24 protein-coding genes are annotated in these 23,324 nt (G+C 65.9%); 7 read left to right on the top strand and 17 right to left on the bottom strand.

From position 1 onward, the window contains the following. Window positions 1–3 precede the first annotated feature (3 nt). The 3 genes from E3O54_RS02895 (at window position 4) to E3O54_RS02885 (ending at window position 2,336) form a co-directional block, all read left to right on the top strand. The gene (locus tag E3O54_RS02895) at window positions 4–1,122 is read left to right on the top strand and encodes a N(5)-(carboxyethyl)ornithine synthase (protein ID WP_198411421.1); all 1,119 of its coding nucleotides are present in this window, start codon (window positions 4–6) and stop codon (window positions 1,120–1,122) included. A gap of 96 nt (window positions 1,123–1,218) precedes the next feature. After that, on the top strand, window positions 1,219–1,719 hold the full coding sequence (locus tag E3O54_RS02890; RefSeq protein ID WP_134373546.1) for a methylated-DNA--[protein]-cysteine S-methyltransferase: 501 nt from the start codon (window positions 1,219–1,221) through the stop codon (window positions 1,717–1,719). Further along, a complete protein-coding gene (locus tag E3O54_RS02885) occupies window positions 1,716–2,336 on the top strand; it encodes a DNA-3-methyladenine glycosylase I (protein WP_134400912.1) in 621 nt (206 codons plus the stop codon). Before E3O54_RS02890 ends, E3O54_RS02885 begins: the two co-directional genes overlap by 4 nt. Window positions 2,337–2,726: 390 nt before the next feature. Here the strand turns inward: E3O54_RS02885 and E3O54_RS02880 are convergent, their stop codons facing one another. From E3O54_RS02880 to prmC, 14 genes are all read right to left on the bottom strand, one after another. Next, window positions 2,727–3,707, bottom strand: coding sequence for a malate dehydrogenase (locus E3O54_RS02880; protein WP_134343291.1), 981 nt, complete (start codon window positions 3,705–3,707; stop codon window positions 2,727–2,729). 44 nt (window positions 3,708–3,751) lie between these two features. Continuing rightward, the gene (locus E3O54_RS02875) at window positions 3,752–4,522 is read right to left on the bottom strand and encodes a YaaA family protein (protein WP_134343227.1); all 771 of its coding nucleotides are present in this window, start codon (window positions 4,520–4,522) and stop codon (window positions 3,752–3,754) included. A 5-nt stretch (window positions 4,523–4,527) separates the two neighbouring features. Next, window positions 4,528–4,794, bottom strand: a complete 267-nt coding sequence (locus E3O54_RS02870; RefSeq protein WP_104099707.1) for a F0F1 ATP synthase subunit epsilon — start codon at window positions 4,792–4,794, stop codon at window positions 4,528–4,530. A gap of 2 nt (window positions 4,795–4,796) precedes the next feature. Further along, window positions 4,797–6,260, bottom strand: coding sequence for a F0F1 ATP synthase subunit beta (gene atpD / locus E3O54_RS02865; protein ID WP_104099706.1), 1,464 nt, complete (start codon window positions 6,258–6,260; stop codon window positions 4,797–4,799). Window positions 6,261–6,278: 18 nt separating this feature from the next. Continuing rightward, window positions 6,279–7,181, bottom strand: coding sequence for a F0F1 ATP synthase subunit gamma (locus E3O54_RS02860; RefSeq protein WP_104099705.1), 903 nt, complete (start codon window positions 7,179–7,181; stop codon window positions 6,279–6,281). A 103-nt stretch (window positions 7,182–7,284) separates the two neighbouring features. Continuing rightward, the gene (gene atpA / locus E3O54_RS02855) at window positions 7,285–8,922 is read right to left on the bottom strand and encodes a F0F1 ATP synthase subunit alpha (protein ID WP_104099721.1); all 1,638 of its coding nucleotides are present in this window, start codon (window positions 8,920–8,922) and stop codon (window positions 7,285–7,287) included. 86 nt (window positions 8,923–9,008) lie between these two features. Continuing rightward, a complete protein-coding gene (locus tag E3O54_RS02850; protein ID WP_134400911.1) occupies window positions 9,009–9,806 on the bottom strand; it encodes a F0F1 ATP synthase subunit delta in 798 nt (265 codons plus the stop codon). Next, on the bottom strand, window positions 9,806–10,348 hold the full coding sequence (locus tag E3O54_RS02845; RefSeq protein ID WP_104099703.1) for a F0F1 ATP synthase subunit B: 543 nt from the start codon (window positions 10,346–10,348) through the stop codon (window positions 9,806–9,808). Before E3O54_RS02845 ends, E3O54_RS02850 begins: the two co-directional genes overlap by 1 nt. Window positions 10,349–10,359: 11 nt before the next feature. Beyond that, complete coding sequence (gene atpE / locus E3O54_RS02840; protein WP_174720104.1) at window positions 10,360–10,590, bottom strand: ATP synthase F0 subunit C; 231 nt, start codon at window positions 10,588–10,590, stop codon at window positions 10,360–10,362. A gap of 51 nt (window positions 10,591–10,641) precedes the next feature. Further along, window positions 10,642–11,424 carry a F0F1 ATP synthase subunit A gene (gene atpB, locus E3O54_RS02835; protein WP_104099701.1) on the bottom strand — a complete coding sequence of 261 codons (783 nt, stop codon included), beginning with the start codon at window positions 11,422–11,424 and terminating at the stop codon, window positions 10,642–10,644. Window positions 11,425–11,603: 179 nt separating this feature from the next. After that, window positions 11,604–12,020, bottom strand: coding sequence for a hypothetical protein (locus E3O54_RS02830; protein ID WP_134400910.1), 417 nt, complete (start codon window positions 12,018–12,020; stop codon window positions 11,604–11,606). A gap of 65 nt (window positions 12,021–12,085) precedes the next feature. Further along, window positions 12,086–13,309, bottom strand: a complete 1,224-nt coding sequence (locus tag E3O54_RS02825) for an MraY family glycosyltransferase (protein ID WP_134343230.1) — start codon at window positions 13,307–13,309, stop codon at window positions 12,086–12,088. Window positions 13,310–13,311: 2 nt separating this feature from the next. Continuing rightward, complete coding sequence (locus E3O54_RS02820; RefSeq protein ID WP_104099698.1) at window positions 13,312–14,115, bottom strand: L-threonylcarbamoyladenylate synthase; 804 nt, start codon at window positions 14,113–14,115, stop codon at window positions 13,312–13,314. 40 nt (window positions 14,116–14,155) lie between these two features. After that, complete coding sequence (gene prmC, locus E3O54_RS02815) at window positions 14,156–15,049, bottom strand: peptide chain release factor N(5)-glutamine methyltransferase (protein WP_134343292.1); 894 nt, start codon at window positions 15,047–15,049, stop codon at window positions 14,156–14,158. A gap of 128 nt (window positions 15,050–15,177) precedes the next feature. Here prmC and cysK point away from each other — a divergent pair, with 128 nt between their 5' ends. The 3 genes from cysK to E3O54_RS02800 are packed head-to-tail and all read left to right on the top strand — an operon-like array spanning window position 15,178 to window position 17,748. Further along, a complete protein-coding gene (gene cysK, locus E3O54_RS02810) occupies window positions 15,178–16,116 on the top strand; it encodes a cysteine synthase A (RefSeq protein WP_104099697.1) in 939 nt (312 codons plus the stop codon). A 29-nt stretch (window positions 16,117–16,145) separates the two neighbouring features. Next, complete coding sequence (gene epsC / locus E3O54_RS02805) at window positions 16,146–16,724, top strand: serine O-acetyltransferase EpsC (RefSeq protein ID WP_134343231.1); 579 nt, start codon at window positions 16,146–16,148, stop codon at window positions 16,722–16,724. A gap of 13 nt (window positions 16,725–16,737) precedes the next feature. After that, window positions 16,738–17,748, top strand: a complete 1,011-nt coding sequence (locus tag E3O54_RS02800) for an isopenicillin N synthase family oxygenase (RefSeq protein ID WP_134343232.1) — start codon at window positions 16,738–16,740, stop codon at window positions 17,746–17,748. 51 nt (window positions 17,749–17,799) lie between these two features. On the opposite strand, the gene pdxH is transcribed toward E3O54_RS02800, so the two are convergent. The 3 genes from pdxH to rho all read right to left on the bottom strand — a co-directional run bounded on the left by pdxH (window position 17,800) and on the right by rho (window position 22,236). Then, a complete protein-coding gene (gene pdxH, locus E3O54_RS02795; RefSeq protein WP_174720176.1) occupies window positions 17,800–18,441 on the bottom strand; it encodes a pyridoxamine 5'-phosphate oxidase in 642 nt (213 codons plus the stop codon). 106 nt (window positions 18,442–18,547) lie between these two features. After that, a complete protein-coding gene (gene prfA / locus E3O54_RS02790; protein WP_134400909.1) occupies window positions 18,548–19,627 on the bottom strand; it encodes a peptide chain release factor 1 in 1,080 nt (359 codons plus the stop codon). Then, the gene (gene rho, locus E3O54_RS02785) at window positions 19,627–22,236 is read right to left on the bottom strand and encodes a transcription termination factor Rho (RefSeq protein WP_370247183.1); all 2,610 of its coding nucleotides are present in this window, start codon (window positions 22,234–22,236) and stop codon (window positions 19,627–19,629) included. The genes prfA and rho overlap by 1 nt, the downstream gene beginning before the upstream one ends. Window positions 22,237–22,727: 491 nt before the next feature. Here rho and E3O54_RS02780 point away from each other — a divergent pair. Next, window positions 22,728–23,324, top strand: a 597-nt coding sequence (locus E3O54_RS02780; RefSeq protein WP_134400907.1) for a helix-turn-helix domain-containing protein, incomplete at its 3' end; no start/stop codon positions are given.

Genomic DNA, 23,324 nt, shown 5'->3' with positions numbered 1-23,324 from the left:
GTCATGTCGCGTTCCGGTAAGCCGAATGAACGGCGCTTGCCCATTCATCCGTCACATGTCGAACGGATCGATCCGGACCTCCGGGAGCGAATGTTTCTCGAGCGCGGCTACGGAGAGCAGTTCGGCGTGTCGGACGAGCAGCTGGCCCCGCTCGTGGGAGGGCTTTGCTCGCGCGCGGACCTCATCCGGGAGTGCGACGTCATCCTGCTCGCAAAGCCTCTGCTGGCGGATGTCGCGGCACTGCGCGACGGACAGGTGCTCTGGGGCTGGCCGCACTGCGTGCAGGATGAGAAACTCACCCAGCTTGCCATCGACAAGCGGCTGACCCTGATCGCGTTCGAGGCGATGAACCACTGGACCGGAGGCGGCGAGTTCCACCTGCACGTGCTGCACAAGAACAACGAGCTCGCCGGGTATTGCTCCGTGCTGCACGCCCTGTCCCTGATCGGTTCGACGGGTGACTACGGCCGCAAGCAGCGTGCCGCGGTGATCGGCTTCGGGGCCACCGCCCGGGGCGCCGTGACGGCGCTCAACGCACTCGGTGTCTACGATGTCACGGTGCTGACCAATCGCGACGTGACCGCGGTCAGCTCCCCGATCCACTCCGCCCAGATCGTGCAGCTCGACCACGGCGACGGCACGAACGGGAACTTCGCCCTGCCGGGAAACGAACGGGTGCCACTGCCCGAGTTTCTCGCCGGCCACGACGTCATCGTGAACTGCGTGCTGCAGGACCCAAATGCCCCGCTCATCTTCCTGAGCAACGATGATCTTCCGATGGTGGCCCCGGGGTCGCTGATCATCGACGTGTCCTGCGACACCGGCATGGGTTTCAGTTGGGCGAAATCGACGACGTTCGACGAACCGACCTTCCGGGTCGGCACCAACGTCACCTACTACGCGGTCGACCACAGCCCGTCGTACCTCTGGAACTCCGCCACGTGGGAGATCAGCGAGGCGCTGTTGCCGTACCTGCGCGAGGTCCTTGCGGGCGAGGCCGCTTGGACCGCCAACGAGACCCTTCGGCGGGCCATCGAGATCCACGAGGGGATCATCCGGAATCCCGACATCCTGGCATTCCAGCACCGCTCCCCCGAGTATCCCCACACCCGGCTCGCCTGAAGCCGGCCGGCTCCTCCCCAGCCCAGCCCGGCCCTCCTTCCACGCCAGGTCCGAAACCCGCGCTGTGCGCAGGGCGCCGCCGACTACAGTCGAGGCATGACGACCATCGAAACCTTCCTGATCCGGCTGCCCAGCCCCATTGGGCGGCTGGAACTCACGAGTGACGCCGAGCGCATCCTCTCCCTCTCCATCGAACGCGACGGACAGCTGCCCCTCGACGAGACCCCGGAAGCCCCGTCGCCCCTGCTCGACCGGGCCGCGCGCCAATTGGCGGAGTACTTCGGCGGCACCCGCACGGTTTTCGACCTGCCCGTGGCGCCGAGCGGGGGCACTGCGTTCCAGCAGGGCGTCTGGCAGCGACTGTCCGAGCTCGGCTTCGGCGAGGCGACCTCGTACGGCGAGCTGGGACGATCGCTGGGCAAGCCGGGGTCCGGCCGGGCCGTGGGCGGCGCCGTCGGGGCGAACCCCGTTCCGATCCTGATCGGCTGCCACCGGGTGCTCGCCGCCGACCGTCGCATCACCGGCTACAGCGGCGGCAGCGGAGTGCCCACCAAGGTCTGGCTCCTCGACCACGAGGGCATCGAGCACCGCTCATGAGCACCCCGGCGACCAGCGCGCTGCCAGCCGAGGCCACGACATCCGCCTCACTGAAGCTCGGCGATGACGGGCTCACCCGCTGCGGCTGGGTCGGCGGCGACCCCGAATACCAGCGCTACCACGACGAAGAGTGGGGGCGTCCGCTCCGGGACGAGAGGCTGCTGTTCGAGAAGCTGTGCCTCGAGGGGTTCCAGGCCGGCCTGTCCTGGATCACCATCCTGCGACGTCGGCCGGCCTTCCGGGCCGCCTTTTACGACTTCGACGTCGACCGCGTGGCCGTGATGGACGACGTCGACGTCGCCCGGCTCCTCGCGGATGCGAGCATCATCCGGCACCGCGGCAAGATCGAGGCCACCATCCGGAACGCCCGGGTCACCCGAGACCTCGGCGAGAGCCTGACCGAGCTGATCTGGAGCTTCGCGCCCGAAGCCCGCGGCCCCCGGCTGCGGGAGCGCGGCGAGGTCCCGGCGACCACAATGCAATCGATGGCACTGAGCCGGGAGTTGCGCACCCGGGGCTACACGTTCGTCGGCCCCACCACCATGTACGCCCTGATGCAGTCGGCCGGCCTCGTCGACGACCACCTGAGCGGATGCCATCGGTCGAACGACGCCTGACCACCACAACGCCTTCGGCTGACGCTATGCCGATCGCCGCCCTGTCAGCCGCCACGCTGCCAACCGCCGCCCTGACGGCCACGGGCTGTTGTGCGTGAGGTGCTCCTCGAGGCGAGTAAGTCCTGAACGATTGGTTCTGTCGCGCCTGCACTTCACCCCTGACTGCACCGTGTGGACGCCGTTCATCACGGGCGGAGCGCCGTGTCCGGTGTCGAACCAATTCGACGGAGTCGCCGCGAGGCCTCGGACTCAGACATACGGCGGTCGGAGCGCACGTTCATCCCCCTCCCTTTCGCGGTCACGGCTCTCCGACGTGTGCATCGAAAACAACCGCTTCGAAGCCCCCATCCGCGAATCCTCATCGCCCCCCAGCCATCAGGACTCGCGCGTCTATCGGAGGGACGGCAGCAGGCCGAGTGCCCGTACGGCCTCGCGCTCCTCGATCAGCTCCGCGACGGACGCGTCGATCCTCGCCCGCGAGAACGCGTTGATAGCCAGGTCCGGCACGATCTGCCAGCGGCCGTCGACAGCCCGAACCGGGAAGGAACATACGAGCCCCTCCGGGACGCCATAAGAGCCGTCGGAGCTGACGCCCGCCGAGGTCCACCGCTCACCGGTCCCGTTGACCCAGTCGTAAACGTGGTCGATGGCTGCGCTGGCCGCGGAGGCCGCGGACGATGCCCCGCGGGCCTGAATGATTTCGTAGCCTCGGTTCGCCACCCGGGGGATGAAGTCGTCGACGAGCCAGTCCTGCGCCACCAGCTCGGAGACCGGACATCCCCCGGCGGTGGCGTGGAAGACATCCGGGTACTGGCTGGCGGAGTGGTTTCCCCAGATGGTGAGACCGTCGAGTTCGGCGACGTGCACCTGCAGCCGGCTTGCTAGCTGAGCGATGCCGCGGTTGTGGTCCAGTCGCGTCATGGCGGTGAACCGGTCGGCGGGGATGTCGGGGGCGAAGGCACTCGTCACCAGGGCGTTGGTGTTGACGGGGTTGCCCACGACCAGCACGCGCACGTCGGATGCCGCGCCCGCGTTGAGGGCGGCCCCCACCGGACCGAAGATGCGGCCGTTGCTTTCGAGCAGCGCGACGCGCTCCATTCCAACGGCTCTAGGGCGGGATCCGACCAGGAGGGCGATGTTGACGCCGTCGAAGGCGCGCACGGGGTCTTCGGTGACCGTCACGGAGCGCAGGAGAGGGAACGCGCAGTCCTGCAGTTCGAGGGCGGTGCCCTCGGCTGCTGCGCGCCCCGAGGGGATCTCCATCAGGGTCAGGTTGACGGGAACGGTCGGGCCGAGGAGGTCTCCGGACGCGATCCGGAAGAGCAGCGAATAGCCGATCTGTCCGCCGGCGCCGGTGACGGTGACATTCATTGGTGTGGACACGAAAGCCAGCCTAGGGCCGGAATGTGCCCGCGTCAGCCTCGGGTTGCGGCAACCTCGGCGGCGACGACGAGATTCAGTTCCCGGACCGCTCCCGGGCGCAAATCGAAGCCTGCCCCCGGTGCCCAGTCGAGCAGCTCTACGGCGGTGTCGAAGGACCGACCGTGCCGGATCAGAGCCCGGGTGAAGTTCCCTTTGGCCGTCTTGTTGAAGTGGTTCACGGCTCGCGTCTGGCCGTCCGCCGTCTCCGTGACCACGCGCAGAAACACCGCGTCGGGCCGCACCGGCGCGGGGCCGAGCGCCACGTACCCGTTCGAGCGGAGATCCAGCAGGAGCCCCGCTGACCCCGCCAGAACGCAACCCACAGCGCCCGCCCAGTGCTTCTTCAGAGGCAGCTCCGGCAGCCTGGAATCGCAGGACAGCCGGTAGGCCGGGAGGAGATCGAGAGCGCCGACCGGCCCGAACAGGGCGGAATGCACGAGGACGTTCCGGCCTGCCCAGTCGCGTTCCAGCGGGGAGAGGCTGGCGGCGTCGAGGGCGTCATAGACGACGCCGGTGTACCGGTCGATGGCCGGCATTGTGGCGGCGGAGGACAGCACGCGATTGCGCTCCACCTCCGCGGACTGCGTGCGACCCAGTCTTAGGGCCGACATCATCGCATCCGGATGCTTCGCAAGCGACTGCAGCGCACGCACAAGTACCCGCCGCTTGGGTCCAAGCGACGGGTACGTGAGGCTCTGCAGGTCAAGCGGTAATTCGATGCCCCCGTGACGTTTCGTCTCGGACGGCGGCAGAAGGATCAGCACACTGACTAAACGAGTTCTGCCTTGCGAGCGACGATCGTGACCACATCGTTGGCGACCGACAGGAAGCCGTCCGCCGCCTCGGCGACGATTTTCTCGCCGCCGCTCAGGGTCACGCGCACCTCACCGCTGGCCAGGATGGCCAGCATGGGCTCGTGCCCGGGGAGGATTCCGATCTGGCCTTCGACGGTGCGGGCGACAACCATGCTCGCCTCGCCGGACCACACCTCGTGGTCCGCCCCGACGACGCTGACCTTGAGCGAAGAATCGGCCATGACTAGTCGTTCTCCTTCTGGATTTTCGCCCACTTCTCTTCGACGTCGGCGATGCCTCCGACGTTGAAGAAAGCCTGCTCGGCCACGTGGTCGAAGTCACCATTGGCAATCGCCGTAAAGGATTCGATGGTGTCCTTAAGCGATACCGTGGACCCCTCGACGCCCGTGAACTTTTTGGCCATGTAGGTGTTCTGCGACAGGAACTGCTGGATGCGGCGTGCGCGGGAGACGGTGACCTTGTCTTCCTCGGAAAGCTCGTCGACACCGAGGATCGCGATGATCTCCTGCAGTTCCTTGTTCTTCTGCAGAATCGCCTTGACGCGAACGGCCGTGTTGTAGTGATCGGCACCCAGGTAGCGGGGGTCGAGGATACGGCTGCTCGAGGTGAGCGGGTCGACGGCCGGGTAGAGGCCCTTCGAAGCGATCTCACGCGACAGCTCGGTGGTGGCGTCGAGGTGGGCGAACGTGGTCGCCGGGGCCGGGTCGGTGTAGTCGTCAGCAGGCACGTAGATGGCCTGGAGCGACGTGATCGAGTGGCCACGGGTCGACGTGATGCGCTCCTGCAGGATGCCCATCTCGTCGGCCAGGGTCGGCTGGTAGCCCACAGCGCTGGGCATACGGCCCAAAAGGGTCGACACCTCAGAGCCAGCCTGAGTGAACCGGAAGATGTTGTCGATGAAGAGCAACACATCCTGCTTGGCAACATCGCGGAAGTACTCGGCCATGGTGAGCGCGGAGAGGGCGACGCGCAGACGCGTCCCCGGCGGCTCGTCCATCTGGCCGAACACGAGGGCGGTCTTGTCGAAGACGCCCGCCTCTTCCATCTCGTGGATGAGATCGTTGCCCTCACGGGTGCGCTCACCGACACCGGCGAACACGGACACTCCACCGTGGTCCTGCGCGACACGCTGGATCATTTCCTGGATCAAAACGGTCTTGCCGACGCCGGCACCACCGAACAGGCCAATCTTTCCACCCAAGACGTACGGGGTTAGCAGGTCAATGACCTTGATGCCGGTCTCGAACAGCTGCGTCTTGGATTCCAGCTGGTCGAAGGGCGGTGGCTTGCGGTGGATGGGCCAGCGCTCAGTGATTTCGATCTTCTCGCCGGGCTCCGCATTGAGCACCTCGCCAATGGCGTTGAACACGCGCCCCTTGGTAACGTCCCCGACGGGAACCGTGATGGGCGAGCCGGTGTCCCGGACCTCCTGGCCACGAACCAGACCGTCGGTCGGGTTCAGCGCGATGGCGCGAATGAGGTCGTCGCCCAAGTGCTGGGCAACCTCGAGCGTGATCACGGTCGACACATCACCGATGACGATGGTGGTCTTCAGTGCGTTGTACATGCCCGGAATCGAGTCGTGCGGGAACTCGATGTCGACGACCGGGCCCGTGACCCGGGCGATCCGGCCCACGGCCACGGTCTCGACCGGTGCATGGACTGGCGCGGTTGCGGTGTCAGTCATAGCTCTCTCTTCTCTGGTTTAGTGCTTGGCGGATGAGAGCGCGTCGGCTCCACCCACGATCTCGGAAATCTGCGACGTGATCTCGGTCTGCCGGGCGTTGTTGGACAGCCGGGTGTAGTCCTTGATTAGCTTGTCCGCGTTGTCGGAGGCCGATGACATGGCCTTCTGACGTGCGGCGTGCTCGGCTGCGGCGGACTGCAGCATGGAGTTGAAGATACGGCTCTCGATGTAGACGGGCAGGAGCGAGTCCAGCACCGTTTCAACGTCCGGTTCGAACTCATAGAGTGGCAGGACCTGATTATCACCAGGCTCCTCACCGCCCTCCACGACCTCGAGGGGAAGCAGCCGGACAACCTGAGGAAGCTGGGTGACCATGCTGACGAACCGGTTGTAGACGACGTGAATCTCGTCGACGCCACCGTCGTCCGCTTCGCGGAGGAAGGCCTCGAGCAGCGCGTCGCTGATATCGCATGCGGTCTCGTACTGCGGCTGATCGGTGGAACCGGTCCAAATGCGCTCGGAGACGCGGCGGCGGAAATTGAAGTACGACGCGGCCTTGCGACCCACCAGGAAGTAGACGATGTCCTTACCCTGGCTGCGCAGCAGCTCGCTGAGCGATTCGGCCTCACGCAGCACCTGCGAGCTGAACGCCCCCGCGAGACCACGGTCGGAGGCGAAGATGACGACCGCAGCGCGCTCGATCTTCTCCGGTTCGGTCGTGAGCACGTGGGCGACATTCGAGTACGTCGCTACCGCGGACACCGCCTGCGTGACGGCACGAGCGAACGGGGTTGACGCGGCGACGCGAGCCTTGGCCTTTTGAATGCGCGAGGCAGAGATCAACTCCATGGCCCGAGTGATCTTCTTAGTCGTCTGGGCAGACTTGATCTTCTGCCGGTAGACCCGAAGTTGCGCTCCCATGTGTCTCCTGTGCTTCCTTGTCAGTGCTGAATTGGTGCGGACGATCGAGTGATGCCGGCCGCGCCCCGCGGCTCGAACGAGTCGGGAGCGCGGCCGATGTCACTTAGCGGCGGTGCTTGACGATCTTTTCCTGGTTGACCTTGTCAGCGGGAATCGCCTCGAAGACTTCCTTGCCCACCGAGGCGAGCGGCTTGCCCTCGCCCGTCTGGAATCCTTGCTTGAACTTGTCGACCTCGATCTCGAGCGTCGCGATGGTCGCGTCGTCGAGAACGTTGGTGTCGCGCAGTGTCGTGAGTACGCTCGTGGTGCGGCCCAGGTGGTCGAGCAGGCCACGCTCGAAGCGCAGGACGTCGGCCACGGGCACCTCGTCGAACTTGCCGTTCGTGCCGGCCCAGATCGAGACGACCTGGTCTTCGACGGGGTACGGCGAGTACTGCGGCTGCTTGAGCAGCTCGGTCAGGCGTGCGCCACGACCGAGCTGGCGACGGCTCGTCGCGTCGAGGTCGGAGGCGAACATCGCGAAGGCCTCGAGCGACCGGTATTGCGCCAGCTCGAGCTTCAGAGTGCCGGAGACCTTCTTGATCGACTTGACCTGAGCGTCACCGCCGACTCGGGAGACCGAGATGCCCACGTCGACCGCGGGACGCTGGTTGGCGTTGAACAGGTCGGACTGCAGGAAGATCTGGCCGTCGGTGATCGAGATCACGTTGGTCGGGATGTAGGCAGAGACATCGTTCGCCTTGGTCTCGATGATCGGCAAGCCGGTCATCGATCCGGAACCGAGGGCGTCGGACAGCTTGGCGCAACGCTCGAGCAGACGGGAGTGCAGGTAGAACACGTCACCGGGGTACGCCTCACGTCCCGGCGGGCGGCGCAGAAGCAGCGACACCGCACGATAGGCCTCGGCCTGCTTGGACAGGTCGTCGAAGATGACGAGGACGTGCTTGCCGGCGTACATCCAGTGCTGACCGATGGCCGAGCCGGTGTACGGGGCGAGGTACTTGAAGCCGGCCGGGTCGGAGGCCGGGGACGCGACGATGGTCGTGAACTCCATGACTCCGGCATCCTCGAGCGCACCCTTGACGGCGGCGATCGTGGAACCCTTCTGACCGATGGCGACGTAGATGCAACGAACCTGCTTGTTCACGTCGCCCGTCGCCCAGTTGGCCTTCTGGTTAATGATCGTGTCAATCGCGATCGCGGTTTTGCCGGTCTGGCGGTCTCCGATGATCAGCTGACGCTGGCCGCGTCCGATCGGGATCATGGCGTCGATGGCCTTGATTCCGGTCTGCATGGGCTCGTGAACCGACTTGCGGTCCATCACGCCGGGTGCCTGTAGCTCCAGCGCGCGGCGGCCTTCGCTCTTGATCTCGCCGAGCCCGTCGATGGGCGCCCCCAGCGGGTCGACGACGCGGCCGAGGTAGCCGTCGCCGACGGGTACGGAGAGGACCTCACCAGTGCGGTGCACCTCCATGCCCTCGACGATGCCGGCGAACTCGCCGAGAACGACGACGCCGATCTCGTCTTCGTCCAGGTTCTGGGCGAGGCCGAGGGTGCCGTCCGCGAACGTGATGAGCTCGTTCGCCATCACGCTGGGAAGGCCCTCGACGTGCGCGATGCCGTCGCCGGCCGTGGTGACGTAGCCAACCTCGGTCGTCGCGGTCTTGTTCGGCTCGTAGGACTTCACGAAGTCCTGGAGAGCGTCACGGATCTCATCGGGGCTGATCGTTAGTTCTGCCATCATCTTCCCTTTTCTGTACTGGGTGTACAGGTTCTGTCGTGCACGAGACGCTGCCGTCCCGAGGTGTGTGGTACTGACTGAAGCGGTCAGCCAGCGAGCTGGATTCTCAGATCTTTAAGACGGGTGGCAATGCTGCCATCGATGACGTCGTCACCGATTTGAACGCGGACGCCCCCGACAATTTCGGGGTCGACAACCTCATTGATCGTGAGCCGACGCCCATAGCGCACCGTGAGGCTGGCTCGAAGGCGATCAACCTGCTCCGGAGCCAACGCGGCGGCCGACGTGATCGTGGCGATCGAGCTGTCTGACTGGTCCGCGACGATGGATGCGGCGTAGCGCAGCAATTCTCCGATGCGGCGGCCGCGGGGCTGCTGCACCAGGTGTCGAACAATCGCGAGCGTCTGTTCGGAGACCTTGCCGGCCAGGAGGGCGTCAACAACACTCACCTTGGCCGCTGTGGTGCCGAGCTTTGAGGCGAGGGCGAGCTCGAGCTCGCCGTTGGACGACACGGTCTTGCCGAACGCGAACAGTTCCTCCGCGACCTGCCCGGGGACAGTGGCCGAAGACTCAATCACCCGCAGGCCGAGGTCTTCGATGCCGGCCAGAAGATCGGTGTGGTTCGACCAGCGTGCGGCGGAGGCGGCTTGAAGCAGCTCCAGCGCGGTCGGCGTCATTGCGCCCGAGAAGATTGCGCTCACGAGGGTGGCCTTCGCCGCCGCATCCGCTGACGGGTCGACCAAAGCCGACCGGAGCTGTGACGTGTGGCCAATCACACGACCGGAGTTCAACAAATTGACGCCGGTCGCGAGGTCGTTCGTTCCCCCGGGACGGGACAGAACCGCCCGTGTTGAGACTAAGGCTTCCCTGGTGGCGCTACCCATTACCGGACCACTTTCTCCGAGGCCTCGAGGTCAGCCAGGAATCGGTCGACGATGCCGCTGGCCTTTTCGTCGTTGGTCAGGCTTTCGCCGATGACGCCGGAGGCCAGGTCGATGGCCAGTGTGCCGACTTCGCTGCGCAGGGAGATCACTGCGGCCTGTCGTTCGGCCACGATCTGAGCCTTCGCCGTCGCGGTTACCCGAGCGGCGGCGATGACGGCCTGCTCCTTGAGCTCGTTCACGATCGTCTGTCCGTCGACGCGGGCGGCGTCGCGGATCCTGCCGGCCTCGGCCCTCGCCTCGGCCAGCTGGGTCGTGTACTGCTCGAGAGCAGCTTCGGCCTTGCGCTGGGCATCATCTGCCTTGGCGATGTTGCCCTCAATGGCCTCCGCACGATCGTCGAGGATCTGGCGGAAGCGCGGGATCGCGAAGCGCACGAAGAAGACCATGACGACCAGGAAGACAACAGCCGACCAGGTGATGTCGTAGATGGCAGGAAGGAACGGATTCGTTTCCGCTTCTGCTGCCAGAACAAGCTCAGGCATGGTGGCGATCCCTAGACGAAGATGAAGAAGACGGCTACACCGATGAATGCAAGGAGCTCCGTGAACGCTATGCCGAGGAACATGGTGACCTGGAGACGGCCTGCGAGTTCGGGCTGGCGAGCCATGGCTTCAACGGTCTTTCCGGCGACGATACCGATGCCGATACCCGGGCCGATCGCGGCAAGACCGTAGCCTACGGTGGCGATATTGCCGGTGATCTCGGCAAGAATGGTGGATTCCACTATGTGTGTCCTTTCAATCGAAAACGACGTCGGTCGACGCAGTTGTGTGTGTCAGTGCTCTTCAGCCACGGCCTGTTGGACGTACACCGCGGTCAAGAGGGTGAAAATGTACGCCTGGAGGATGAACACGGCGAACTCGACGAAAGTGAAGATGAACCCGAACGCCAGCGTCCCGATTCCGAAGAGCCCCAACCAGCCACCTGCAGTGAAGATGAAGAAGCTCGTCGCCCCAAAGCACAGCACGAGCAGGAGGTGTCCGACCATCATGTTGAGCAGGAGTCGCAAAGCGAGCGAGATCGGCCGCACGATAAAGATATTGATGAACTCGATCGGGGCGAGCAAGATGTAGATCGGCCACGGCACACCGGCCGGGAAGAGCGAATTCTTGAAGAACTTGGCGGCGCCGAGCTGCTTGATACCCGCGTAGATGAACACGACGTAGGCGACGAGACCGAGCAGCAGGGGCATGCCGATGAGTGCCGTGCCCGAGATATTCAGGGCCGGGATTACGCCCGTGACGTTCATCGCAAGGATGCCGAAGAACATGCCGGCCAACAGGGGCAGGTAACGGCGACCCATCTCCTTGCCGAGGATCTGATCGGCGATCTGCACCTGGACAAAACCCAGTACAAGCTCGGCGATGCTCTGACCGCGGCCAGGGACTCGGGATGGTTTGCGCAAGGCGAGCCAGAAGAGCAGGAGCATCACGGCTACGGCGAGGATGCGGACCAGGATGATCCGGTTGATCTCGAAGGGCGTTCCCTCAAAGAACAACGCGGGGAGACCAAGGAACTCACTGATGCCCGGAGCCTGAAACTCATCGCCGGTAGCCATGGGAACCAGTAAGTTCGCAGCGTAATACAACAGCGCTATCTCCTGTTTCTGTGCGGATGCACAACGGCGACAATGGTCAAGTGTGGTCTGTGGCGCAGTGGATCACATTGCGGCCGGTGACAGTTTTTTGACTCTATCAACTTTCGCTCACGGCGACTAATCGACCGTCCCTGTTCCGGTCAGGACCTGGGGTGGTCGGATTTTTTTGGGAGCACGGCGTCACTCACGTAGCCCAGATGGGAGCGGAAGACCACCAGGACGTCGACGATCATGGTGCCGATGGCTCCGGCAATGACGGTGATGAACAGAACTGTCGTCTGCACGAAGGAAGCATCCCGAAGCAGAGCGAGTATCACGATGAACACGACGATTTTCAGCAGCCATGCCCCCATCACGATGCCGAAAAAAGCGGCAATATCGAACCGCATGGCCCCGATGATGCTCACGGCAGTGATCGAAGCGAACAGCACGGCAAGCGCGGTGCCGATGAAGGCGCTGATGAGGCCTTCGGTTGACGCAAAAAGGTAGCCGAGTCCGCCGCCGACGATCGCGATGGCAATCGCGAGGAAGCCTGTGTATCGAAGGACTGCGGTCATGACTCCCCTGGCGTTCGATGGCACCGCTCGGAGCGTGGTGGGCAAGCTGGTGGGATCGGGTGCGTTCATACGTTTTCCTCCACCGTCGCCGACGCCTCATCGAGGCGGTCGAGTCGGGCGATTTCTTCTCTGTGTTCGGCCGTTCGGGCGAGTTGGCTGGCGGACTCGACGGCCTTGCGCCGACTCAACGGAGCCAGCGTGACGAGGGTGCAGATCAGCAGCGCGACGATCAGGAAAATTGTGGCATACCAGGTGGGCAGCCCGAAATACACCGGGAGCAGAAAGTAGAGCAGGCAACCGACGGATGCCGCCGCGGTCCAGCCGTAGAAGATCAAAACGGCATGCAGGTGCGAATGGCCCATGTCCAGTAGCCGGTGGTGCAGGTGCTTGCGGTCGGCGCTGAAGGGTGATTTGCCGGCCCGGACGCGCCGGAACACCGCCAGACCGAAGTCGAGAAGCGGAATGATCAGGATGGCGACGGGCAGGATGATCGGGATGAACGCCGGGAAGAGCTGCGACCGGTTCACGGCGGTCGGGTCGACCTGGCCCGTGATCGCGATCGCGGACGTGGCCATCAGCAGACCCACCAGGAGGGCGCCCGCATCACCCATGAACAGTTTCGCCGGCCGCCAGTTGAGCGGCAGGAAGCCGACGCAGGCACCCACCAGGACGGCAGCGATCAGTGAGGCGAGGTTGAAGTAGTTGCTCGGGGAGGTGTCCCGGGCCAGCAGGTAGCTGTAGAGGAAGAACACTCCGTTCGCGATGAGCGCGACGCCGGCCACGAGTCCGTCGAGCCCGTCGATGAAGTTGATCATGTTCATCACGATCACGATCACGATCACGGTGATCAGGATCGACATCCAGGACGACCCGACGGTCAGGCCGCCGATCGGCAGCGACAACACCTGCACGCCCTGCCAGGCGATGAGGCCGGCAGCGATGAACTGCCCGGCCAGTTTGGTCATCCAGTCGAGGTCCCAGAGATCGTCGGCCACTCCCAGCAGCACGATCAGCAGGGCTGCACCCAGGATGGCGAGGATCTGCTGGGGGTCACTGAAGATGAGTCGCAGCGGCGCGAAGCGGGCCGCAACCAGGTAGGCCACACCGAAGGCGGCGACGATGCCGACGAAGATCGCGATTCCGCCGAGGCGGGGCGTGGGCCGCGTGTGCACATCGCGCTCGCGGATCTTCGGGTAGAGGCGGTAGCGGTGACTGAGCTTGAGTACAAGAACTGAGAACCCGAAGGTCACCAGGGCCGAGACCAGGCTGAGCAGGACGAAGACGGTCATGGCTATCGAGCGTCTGCCGTGGGATCGACCGGTTCGGCCCTCACTTCGGTGACGGGCTCGGTGGCCGACTCGGTGGTGGTTTCGGCAGCGGGCTTGTCCGCAGGCGCGCCGAACCCGATCGGCGCGAGCGCCTCTCCGATGACGCCTTCGATGGCCTCCCGTGAGATCACGCCGTTCCGCACGATGACGACCTTGCCACCGTTGGAGTCGAAGCCGGAGGCATCCACGATGGTCGACGAGGTATCCCCGGGCCGGTCGCCGATGGGTTCGTAGCCGAGTCCGGCCGTTCCGCCGTCGAGGTAGACGGCCACGCTGCCGCCGAGCATCTCTTCGGCGCCTTCCGCGTCGATCGCGGAGGGCCGGCCGCTGGTGTTGGCGGATGACACGGCCAAGGGTCCCGTCTCGGAGAGGAGGTCGAGGGCAACCGGGTTGCTCGGCATCCGCAGGGCCACCGTGCCGCGGGTGTCACCGAGGTCCCAGGCGAGCGACGGCTGGGCGTTCAGCACCACCGTCAGACCACCGGGCCAGAACACGGCGACGAGCTCGCGCACCGGTTGCGGAATGTTCTGGGCCAGGGCGTCGAGGGTGGGAATTCCGGGGATCAGCACGGGCGGCGGCGAGGAACGGTCGCGGCCCTTGGCGTCGAGAAGGCGCTGCACCGCCTCCGGGTCGAAGGCGTCTGCGGCGACGCCGTAGACCGTGTCGGTGGGAATGACAACGAGCGCGCCGCGACCGATGGCCGAGCGCGCGAGCCTCATGCCGGCCGCGTATTCCGTGTCAACCGAGCAGTCATAGATGCGAGTCATTGTGCCTGATTCTACTGCAGCCGCCCAGAGGGAACCGCCCTCACCGATCGGCGGGAACGGGGGCGAGGGCCGTGGTGGCGCGGTCGCGGGTGGTGTAGTCGCGGTGAGTGGCCGGGACGCGCCAGCCGTCGGCGGCCAGGAGGGCACGGATCTGCGCCCCCTGCAACTCACCGTGCTCGATCACGATCTGGCCGCCAGGACGCAGGAGGCGCAGGGCCGTGCGGGAGACGTGCCGCACCACGTCGAGCCCGTCGGGGCCGCCGAACAGGGCGCGGGCCGGGTCGAAGAGGCTTACCTCGGGGTCGCGCGGGATCGCATCCGTCGGAATGTAGGGCGGGTTGGAGATGACCACGGCCACGGTTCCGTCGAGTTCGGTGAGCTCTTCGGTGAGGTCGCCGAACACCAGCGTGGCATTCGGCGCGGCTACCTGCTCGAAGTTGCGGGAGGTATAGGGGAAGGCCTCCGGCGAGTTCTCGACCGCCCAGATGCGCGCGTTCGGCACCTCGACCGCCAGGGAAAGGGCTATCGCGCCGCTACCGGTGCCGAGGTCCACCCCGATCGGCTCCGCGTCGGGCAGTGCCCGGAGCGCGTCGATGGCGAACTGCGCCACCTGCTCCGTCTCGGGGCGGGGAACGAACACGCCCGGTCCGACGAACAGGTCGAGGGAGCGGAAGGGTGCCCGCCCGGTGATGTGCTGCAGCGGCTCGCGCAGGCAGCGGCGACGAACGAGTTCACGGATGGCAGCGGCATCCGTGGAGCCCAGGGCGGTGCGCAGGATGGCGGCGGCCTGCACCTGGCCGCGGCTCTGGGCGAGAACGTGACCGATCAGGAGATCGGCGTCGACGTCGGGGTCGCTGATCCCCGCCTGGGAAAGGGAGTCGATGGCCCGGGTGCGCAATTCGGCAATGTCGGTGGGAACAATGTCGGTAGGAATTGAGCTGATGGGAATGGAATGGTGGCCGTGCGAAGTTGTCACGTATTGAAATGTAACGCACGCACACGCCCAATGCCGGAGCCGTAGGCTGGGCGAGGTTCCTGACCCCGATCGAAAGGCGACCACCGATGCCCGCACAGATTTACTCCGATATCACTGCTGCAGTCGGCAAGACCCCTCTGGTCAAGCTAAACCGACTCACCGCCGGCCTCGACGCGACCGTGCTGGTGAAACTGGAGTTCTACAACCCCTCGGGCAGTGTGAAGGACCGGATCGGGATCGCGATCGTCGATGCGGCCGAGGCCTCGGGCGAGCTGGCTCCGGGTGGAACCATTGTCGAGGGTACCAGCGGCAACACCGGGATCGCTCTCGCCATGGTGGGCGCCGCCCGCGGATACACGGTCATCCTGGCGATGCCGGAGACCATGAGCCGCGAACGCCGCCAGCTGCTGCGCGCCTACGGCGCCCGGATCGTGCTGACGCCGGGCTCCGACGGCATGCGCGGCGCGGTCACGACGGCCGAGGAAATCGCGGCCGCCACCCCCGGGGCGATTTTGGCCCGCCAGTTCGACAACCCGGCCAACCCGGCCATCCACTATGCGACCACCGGCGTCGAGATCTGGGACGATACCGCGGGAGCCGTCGACATCCTCGTCGCCGGAATCGGCACCGGAGGGACCATCACGGGCACCGGCCAGCTGCTCAAGGAACGCAAGCCATCCGTACGCATCGTCGGCGTCGAGCCGATCGACTCCCCCATCCTCACCGGCGGCAAGCCCGGACCGCACAAGATCCAGGGTCTCGGCGCCAACTTCATACCGAACGTTCTCGACACGCACGTCTACGACGAGGTCACCGACGTCACGCTCGCCGACTCCGTGTCCACGGCGCGCGCGCTGGCAACGGATGAGGGCATCCTCTCCGGCATTTCCGGCGGATCGGCTGTCTGGGTGGCAATCGAACAGGCCAAGCGCCCCGAGAACGCCGGCAAGACCATCGTGGCCATCATGCCGAGTTTCGGCGAACGGTACCTCTCCACGGTGCTCTACGAGGACCTGCTGGACTAGTCGGCGAAACCGGGCCGGCGACGCAGCGAATGGGTGTCTTTTCGAGCATCCGTGAGGACCTGGCGATGGCGCGCGCCCACGACCCGGCCGCCCGCAGCAACATCGAGGTGTTCCTGGCGTACAGCGGTCTGCACGCCGTGTGGTCGTATCGAGTGTCCCACCGGCTGTGGGAGGCCGGATTGCGGTTCCCGGCCCGGCTCCTGTCGCAGTTCACCCGGTTCCTGACCGGGATCGAGATCCACCCCGGCGCCCGCATCGGCCGAAGGCTGTTCATCGACCACGGCATGGGCGTGGTGATCGGGGAGACCTCGGACATCGGCGATGACGTGATGCTCTACCACGGGGTCACCCTCGGCGGGAAGACCCGGCACGGGGTGGCCCGGGGGGAGAAGCGGCACCCCACCCTGCACGATGGGGTGACGATCGGCGCCGGCGCCAAGGTGCTCGGGCCCATCGTCATCGGCGCCTGGAGTACCATCGGCGCCAACGCGGTGGTGACCCGGGATGCCCCACCCAAGTCGCTGCTGCTGGGGATCCCGGCCATCGTGCAGCCGGCCAAGACCGATACCATCGAATCCGCCCGCGGGCTGCTGCCCGGCGACGACTGAGGGACAGAGACCAATGACCACCGATACCGCCGCCCTCACCCTCCCCGTACTCGACCTCTCGCGGCTTGACCGGGGCGATGCGGAGGCGGAGGCTTTTCGAGCCGATCTGCGGGAGGCCACCCACTCCTTCGGGTTCTTCTACCTGACCGGTCACGGCGTGCCCGCGGACCTCACGGATCGGGTCATGCGCACCGCCCGAGCCTTCTTCGCCCTCCCCGAAGCCGACAAGATGGCGATCGAGAATCTGAGGAGCCCGCACTTCCGCGGCTACACCCGCGTGGGCGGCGAGCTCACCCAGGGTACGGTTGACTGGCGCGAGCAGATTGACATCGGGCCGGAGCGCCCGGCACTTCCGCGGCCCACGGATGCCGCCTACCGGCGTCTCGAGGGACCGAACCAGTGGCCGTCCACTCTCCCCGCGCTACGAGAAGTGATGACCCTCTGGCGCGAAGAGCTCACCGCGGTCGCCCTCCGCCTGATGCAGGCCTGGGCGCTGTCGCTCGGTGCCGACGAGCACGTGTTCGACGCGGCCTTCGCCGAGAAGCCGTTCACCCTGATCAAGATCGTGCGCTACCCCGGCAAATCCGATCCCACTCCCCGGCAGGGCGTCGGCGCGCACAAGGACTCCGGGGTGCTGACCCTCCTGTTCGTCGAACCCGGCAAGGGTGGCCTGCAGGTGGAGAAGGATGGCGACTGGATCGACGCTCCCCCGCTCGACGGCGCCTTCGTGGTCAACATCGGCGAGCTGCTGGAGGTGGCCACGAACGGCTACCTCAAGGCCACCGTGCACCGAGTGATCTCGCCTCTGATCGGAGACGACCGGGTCTCGATTCCGTTCTTCTTCGGCCCCGCGCTCGACGCGACCATCCCGCTTCTCAGCCTGCCGGACTCCCTCGAGGCGCCCGGGGTCACAGCCGACCCGAACAACCCGATCTTCTCTACCTACGGGGAGAACGCCCTGAAGAGCCGACTGCGCGCGCACCCGGACGTGGCGGCCATCCACTACTCCGACCTCGCCGAGTAGCCACCGCAGCCGCCGTTGCCGGCGCAGCGATCGTCGCTGCCCTGGCGGGCGCTACGGCTGGAGGCGCTCCAGCGCCCAGCCGCCGCCCTCCAGCGCCGTGAAACGCAGGCGGTCGTGCAGCCGGGACGTGCGGCCCTGCCAGAACTCGATCGCGTGCGGAATGACCCGGAACCCGCCCCAGTCGGTGGGCCGCGGGATCTCCATGTCGTCGGGGTAACGCCGCTCGACCGCGCGCACCTGCTCTTCGAGCAGTTCGCGGCTCACGATCGGTTCCGATTGCTCACTGGCCAGGGCGGCGATGCGGGCGGGCCGCGGACGACGCGCGAAATAGGCGTCGCTGACGGCGGCATCCGTGGCGTGGGCAGTGCCGTAGACGATCACCTGGCGCTGCATCGGATACCAGGGGAATAGCAGCGTCACACCGGAATTTTTCCGGAGCGCGCGCCCCTTGCGCGAGTCGTAGTTGGTGACGAACTCGAACCCGCTGCCGTCGAGCCCCTTGAGCAGAACCGTGCGGCTGCTCGGCCGCCCGTCGGGGTCGATGGTGCCGACGACCATGGCGTTCGGCTCATACAGCCCGGCTCCCTCAGCGGCCGCCAGCCAGGTCGCGAACTCGAGCATCGGGTCAGAGTTCACCTGCGCCTCGGTCAGGCTCACAGCGCCGTAGTCGGTGTGACTCGTCAGGGATTCCATCAGCATCCTCGCCTCGTTGTCGAACGGTGGATGCGAAAAGCCCAGCCTCCGTTCTCTCCAGACTACGAGAGACCGACGGCTGGGCAACCGCTGCGTGCGGGGTTGATCAGTCGTGATCACCGATCTCGGCCAGCCGAGTGGCTTCGTCGGCCGTGATGCAGGAGTCGATCACGGCGTCGAGGGCGCCGTTCATGACCGTATCCAGGTTGTAGGCCTTGTAGCCGGTGCGGTGGTCCGCAATCCGGTTCTCCGGGAAGTTGTACGTGCGGATGCGCTCGGACCGGTCCATGGTGCGGATCTGGCCCTTGCGCACGAGGGAGGCGGCGGCGTCGATTTCTTCCTGCTGCCGGGCAAGAACGCGGGCACGCAGAACGCGCATGCCGGCTTCCTTGTTCTGCAGCTGGCTCTTCTCGTTCTGCATGGCCACGACGATGCCGGTCGGAAGGTGTGTGATGCGCACGGCGGAGTCGGTCGTGTTCACGGACTGGCCGCCGGGGCCGCTCGACCGGTACACGTCGATCTTGAGGTCGTTCGCACTGATCTCGACCTCTTCGGGCTCGTCGACCTCAGGGAAGACGAGCACGCCGGCGGCGGAGGTGTGGATGCGTCCCTGCGACTCGGTGGCCGGCACTCGCTGAACGCGGTGCACGCCCCCCTCGTACTTGAGGTGCGCCCAGACGCCCTCGGCAGGGTCGCTCACATTGCCCTTGATGGCGAGCTGGATGTCTTTGATGCCGCCGAGGTCGCTCGTGGTCTGCTCGATGATCTCGGTTTTCCAGCGCTTCGACTCCGCATAGTGCAGGTACATGCGGAGCAGGTCGGCGGCGAATAGTGCGGATTCCGCACCGCCCTCCCCCATCTTGATCTCCATGATCACGTCGCGGGCGTCGAGCGGGTCGCGCGGAATCAGCAGGCGCCGCAGCTTTTCGGCCGCGTTTTCCAGCTGCTCCACCAGACCGGGGATCTCCGCGGCGAAGTCGGCGTCCTCGTCCGCGAGTTCCCGCGCGGCATCGAGATTCTCGCCGATCTCTTTCCACGCGTGCCAGGCTGCGATGATGCGGCTGAGCTCGGCATAGCGACGGTTGACTTTCTTCGATCGGGCCGGGTTCGCGTGCAGCTCGGGATCCGCCAGCTGAGACTGGAGCTCATCGTGCTCAGCCAGCAGAGTCAGGACAGACTCGAACATCAGTGGTCCTTGTCTGACCCACCGAGGGTCGGCATCGACTTCTGAACCTGCATCAGGAACTCGACGTTGGACGTGGTCTCCTTGAGACGACCGAGGATGACCTCCAGTGCCTGCTGCTGTTCTAGCCCGGCGAGGGCGCGTCGCAGTTTCCAAGTGATCTTGACTTCGTCCGCGCTCATCAGCATTTCTTCACGCCGGGTGCCGGAAGCGTTGACATCCACCGCGGGGAAGATGCGCTTGTCGGCCAGGTGGCGCGACAGGCGGAGCTCCATGTTGCCCGTGCCCTTGAACTCCTCGAAGATAACCTCGTCCATCTTGGATCCGGTCTCCACCAGGGCGGAGGCGAGGATGGTGAGCGAGCCACCGTTCTCAATGTTGCGCGCCGCGCCGAAGAAACGCTTCGGCGGGTACAGCGCGGACGCGTCGACGCCGCCGGAGAGGATCCGGCCCGACGGCGGGGCCGTCAGATTGTAGGCGCGGCCCAGGCGGGTGATCGAGTCGAGCAGCACGACGACGTCGTGGCCCAGTTCGACGAGACGCTTGGCGCGCTCGATGGCGAGCTCGGCGACCGTGGTGTGGTCTTCGGCGGGACGGTCGAAGGTGGAGGCAATGACCTCACCCTTCACCGTGCGCTGCATGTCGGTGACCTCTTCGGGACGCTCATCGACCAGGACGACCATGAGGTGAACCTCGGGGTTGTTCGTGGCGATGGCGTTTGCGATCTGCTGCATGACGATGGTCTTGCCGGCCTTAGGCGGTGCGACAATCAGGCCGCGCTGTCCTTTACCGATCGGGGCGACCAGGTCGATGATCCGCTGCGTCAGCTTGCCCGGCTCGGTTTCGAGGCGCAGCCGCTCCGTCGGGTACAGCGGGGTGAGCTTCTGGAACTCGACGCGGTTCGCGGCCTCTTCGACGGTCAGGCCATTTATGGAGTCGACCTTGACGATCGCGTTGTACTTCTGGCGTCCGCTCTGATCGCCTTCGTGCGGCTGGCGGATGGAGCCGACGACGGCGTCGCCCTTGCGCAGGTTGTACTTCTTGACCTGGCCGAGCGAGACGTAGACGTCGCTCGCACCCGGCAGGTAGCCGGAGGTGCGCACGAACGCGTAGTTGTCGAGGATGTCGAGGATGCCGGCGACGGGGATCAGCACGTCGTCGTCGTTCAGCTCCGGCTCGAAGTCGTCGCCGGTGGTGACGCCGCGACGCTTGCGGTCACGGAAACGGTTGCGGTTGCTACGGCCGTTCAGGTCGTCTTCGAGTCCGGCGCGGTCGGGACCGGCGTTGCGCTCCTGACCCTGACGCTCTTGGCCCTGGTTGCGGTCCTGGCGGTCCTGACCCTGACGCTCCTGGCGGTCCTGGCGGTCCTGGGCGCGATCCTGGCTCTGCTGGGCCTGGCGGTCCTGACCCTGGTTGCGGTCCTGACCCTGGTTGCGGTCCTGATTCTGATTGTCCTGGCTCTGGCCCTGGCCGCGGTTGCCGGTCTGGCGTTGCTGACGGGCGGTCTCCTCACCGCGCTCGGCGCTACGCTCGGCGCCCTGCGTGCGGTCGCCCCCGCGGCTGCGGTTGCGGTTGCGGCCCTGTCGGGGCTGTTCCGTCTGCTCGGACAGTTCGCTCTGATCGGCGTGGTCGCCGCGCTCGGTCGATTCGGCCTGATCGGTGACGACGGTCTCGACCGGGGCGTGCTGCTCGGTTCCGGTCTCGGTGCCGGTATCGGTGCCGGACTGGGTTCCGGTCTCCGTGGCGAATTCGTCGGCGTTGTTGCGCGCGTCGATGCTGTTGCGGGCATCGATGCTGTTGCGGGCGCCGCCGCTGCGGCCACCGCTGCGGCCACCGCGTGAGCTACCGCGACGCGACCGGCCGGAACCGGTGGTCTCGGGTGCCGCCTCGGTGATCTCGGGGGTCTCCTCGGCCACGACTGCGGTCTCGGCGACCGCCTCTACCGGGGCAGCAGCCTCGGTGGTTGTTTCAGTCTCAATGGTGGGGGCCTCGGTGTCCACGATGGGGGCGGCGGCGGCTTCGGCCGCTGCCTTCACGGTGACCGACGTGGCACGTTTGCGAGCCTGGCGGGCCGGCTTCGTGGCCGGGACTACGGTCTCGGTCACGGGTGACTCCGGCAAGGCGCCGGCATAGGTGGTGGGGGCAGTGGTACGGCGGAGGGTCGCGGCGTCATCCGGAACGATCATGCCGATGCCCAGGTCGCCGTCAGCGTTGACGTGCGCCACGGCGGGAGCCGCGGTCGCGGTGGAGGCGCGGCGGGACGCGCGCTTGCGCGGCGCGGCACCGGTGACGTTGGCAGCAACGTCGGTGGTCGAGGCCGCGTCGGTCGCGGCGTCGGCCGCGGGAATCGCCTCTTCGACGGGAACGGCGGCCGTGGTGTCGGCGGCCGTGGTGTCGGCGGCCGTGGCCTCGGCGGCCGTGGTCTCGGCGGAGACACCCGAGGATGCGCTCTTGGCCTGCTCGGCGGTGATTGCTCCCACGAGCTCTCCCTTGCGGAGCTTTGATGCACCCGGGATACCCAACTCGAGCGCCAGAGCCAGAAGCTCGGCGACGCGAAGGGTGGTGAGGTGCGAGGAATCCGCACCGGGGGTGAGGAGGTTGACGTCAGTCACGAAAATTGTCCTTTCCCCTGGCGTCATGCGAGCGGGCCAGGGAAGCTGTTGCGGCGTCTCACGCGCTGCGGGTGGTCCAATCCCAAAGTGATGTGGATTGAAGTGAACACACACAGCTACGCATAGATGATGCGATAGCAGTGAGTTACAGGGAATGCACCGGAGAAGAGAGCCGGGCGTTACGCGGTTCCATCGGGTGCACTTTTACTGTAGCAGAACGTAAGAACGCCGAGGACCGACCGGATACGGCGTGTCCTTGGCTTTCAGATACTCCTTGACCTGAGTGAGTCCTCACAGCCGTCAGCGATGAGTCACCGCTGCCGGGTCCAACCGGCTCGGTGCTCCGGCCTGCGTCCCGAACGAATTTGACGGAGATTTTGGCTCCCCTGCTGTATCCGTGGGTGTTTCGGAGCGCCTTAACGGCCGCACGCCGCTTCCTGTCTAGGTTTCTGACTGTCAAAGGAAAGAAACTTTATAGGCGGGAAAACGGCGTGCGGTCTCTAACAATATGGCGGACTTTGCTCGGTGTCGACAAGACAGTGGTCGGGGACGTTGATCTCGACCTCGTAGCGGGCGTTTTTGTTGCGTCGGTGCGACTGACCAGGTCGATGCGGAACCGGTGCGGGAGCTGCCAGAAGCGCTGCCCGCGCTACGACGAGGGGGCGGGGCGCCGCCGGTGGCGGGGATTGGATTTCGGCTCGACCCGGGTCTTTCTGGAGGCGGATGCCCCGCGGGTGTCGTGCCGGGAGCACGGTGTGATCGTGGCCGCAGTGCCATGGGCCAGGCACCAGGCCGGCCACACCCGCCACTTCGATTCATATGTCGCGTGGCTGGCCACTCAAACCTCGAAAACCGCGGCAACTCAGTTGATGCGGATCGCATGGCGGACGGTCGGGGCGATCATCACCCGGGTGTGGGCCGACACGGAAGAGCTCCATGATCCCTTCGCCGGGCTCACCCGGATCGGGATCGATGAGATCTCCTACAAACGCGGCCGGAAGTTCTTGACTGTGGTCGTCGACCACGATTCAGGGCGCCTGGTCTGGGCCGCACCCGGCCAGGACAAGGCCACCCTGGGCACGTTCTTC

Origin of the sequence: Cryobacterium sp. TMT2-4 (assembly GCF_004402575.1) — a bacterium.
GTDB classification, from domain to species: domain Bacteria; phylum Actinomycetota; class Actinomycetes; order Actinomycetales; family Microbacteriaceae; genus Cryobacterium; species Cryobacterium sandaracinum.
Note: the sequence above shows the minus strand (reverse complement) of the source record. Positions and strands in the feature narration are given on the sequence as shown.

Bases quoted from the DNA above. Each gene is read 5' to 3' on its own strand.
- E3O54_RS02895 (WP_198411421.1), top strand. From the start codon at position 4: ATGTCGCGTTCCGGTAAGCCGAATGAACGGCGCTTGCCCATTCATCCG.
- E3O54_RS02890 (WP_134373546.1), top strand. From the start codon at position 1,219: ATGACGACCATCGAAACCTTCCTGATCCGGCTGCCCAGCCCCATTGGG.
- E3O54_RS02885 (WP_134400912.1), top strand. From the start codon at position 1,716: ATGAGCACCCCGGCGACCAGCGCGCTGCCAGCCGAGGCCACGACATCC.
- E3O54_RS02880 (WP_134343291.1), bottom strand. From the start codon at position 3,707: ATGAATGTCACCGTCACCGGCGCCGGCGGACAGATCGGCTATTCGCTG.
- E3O54_RS02870 (WP_104099707.1), bottom strand. From the start codon at position 4,794: ATGGCCGATTCTTCGCTCAAGGTCAGCGTCGTCGGGGCGGACCACGAG.
- atpD (WP_104099706.1), bottom strand. From the start codon at position 6,260: ATGACTGACACCGCAACCGCGCCAGTCCATGCACCGGTCGAGACCGTG.
- E3O54_RS02860 (WP_104099705.1), bottom strand. From the start codon at position 7,181: ATGGGAGCGCAACTTCGGGTCTACCGGCAGAAGATCAAGTCTGCCCAG.
- atpA (WP_104099721.1), bottom strand. From the start codon at position 8,922: ATGGCAGAACTAACGATCAGCCCCGATGAGATCCGTGACGCTCTCCAG.
- E3O54_RS02850 (WP_134400911.1), bottom strand. From the start codon at position 9,806: ATGGGTAGCGCCACCAGGGAAGCCTTAGTCTCAACACGGGCGGTTCTG.
- E3O54_RS02845 (WP_104099703.1), bottom strand. From the start codon at position 10,348: ATGCCTGAGCTTGTTCTGGCAGCAGAAGCGGAAACGAATCCGTTCCTT.
- atpB (WP_104099701.1), bottom strand. From the start codon at position 11,424: ATGGCTACCGGCGATGAGTTTCAGGCTCCGGGCATCAGTGAGTTCCTT.
- E3O54_RS02830 (WP_134400910.1), bottom strand. From the start codon at position 12,020: ATGACCGCAGTCCTTCGATACACAGGCTTCCTCGCGATTGCCATCGCG.
- E3O54_RS02825 (WP_134343230.1), bottom strand. From the start codon at position 13,309: ATGACCGTCTTCGTCCTGCTCAGCCTGGTCTCGGCCCTGGTGACCTTC.
- E3O54_RS02820 (WP_104099698.1), bottom strand. From the start codon at position 14,115: ATGACTCGCATCTATGACTGCTCGGTTGACACGGAATACGCGGCCGGC.
- cysK (WP_104099697.1), top strand. From the start codon at position 15,178: ATGCCCGCACAGATTTACTCCGATATCACTGCTGCAGTCGGCAAGACC.
- epsC (WP_134343231.1), top strand. From the start codon at position 16,146: ATGGGTGTCTTTTCGAGCATCCGTGAGGACCTGGCGATGGCGCGCGCC.
- E3O54_RS02800 (WP_134343232.1), top strand. From the start codon at position 16,738: ATGACCACCGATACCGCCGCCCTCACCCTCCCCGTACTCGACCTCTCG.
- pdxH (WP_174720176.1), bottom strand. From the start codon at position 18,441: ATGGAATCCCTGACGAGTCACACCGACTACGGCGCTGTGAGCCTGACC.
- prfA (WP_134400909.1), bottom strand. From the start codon at position 19,627: ATGTTCGAGTCTGTCCTGACTCTGCTGGCTGAGCACGATGAGCTCCAG.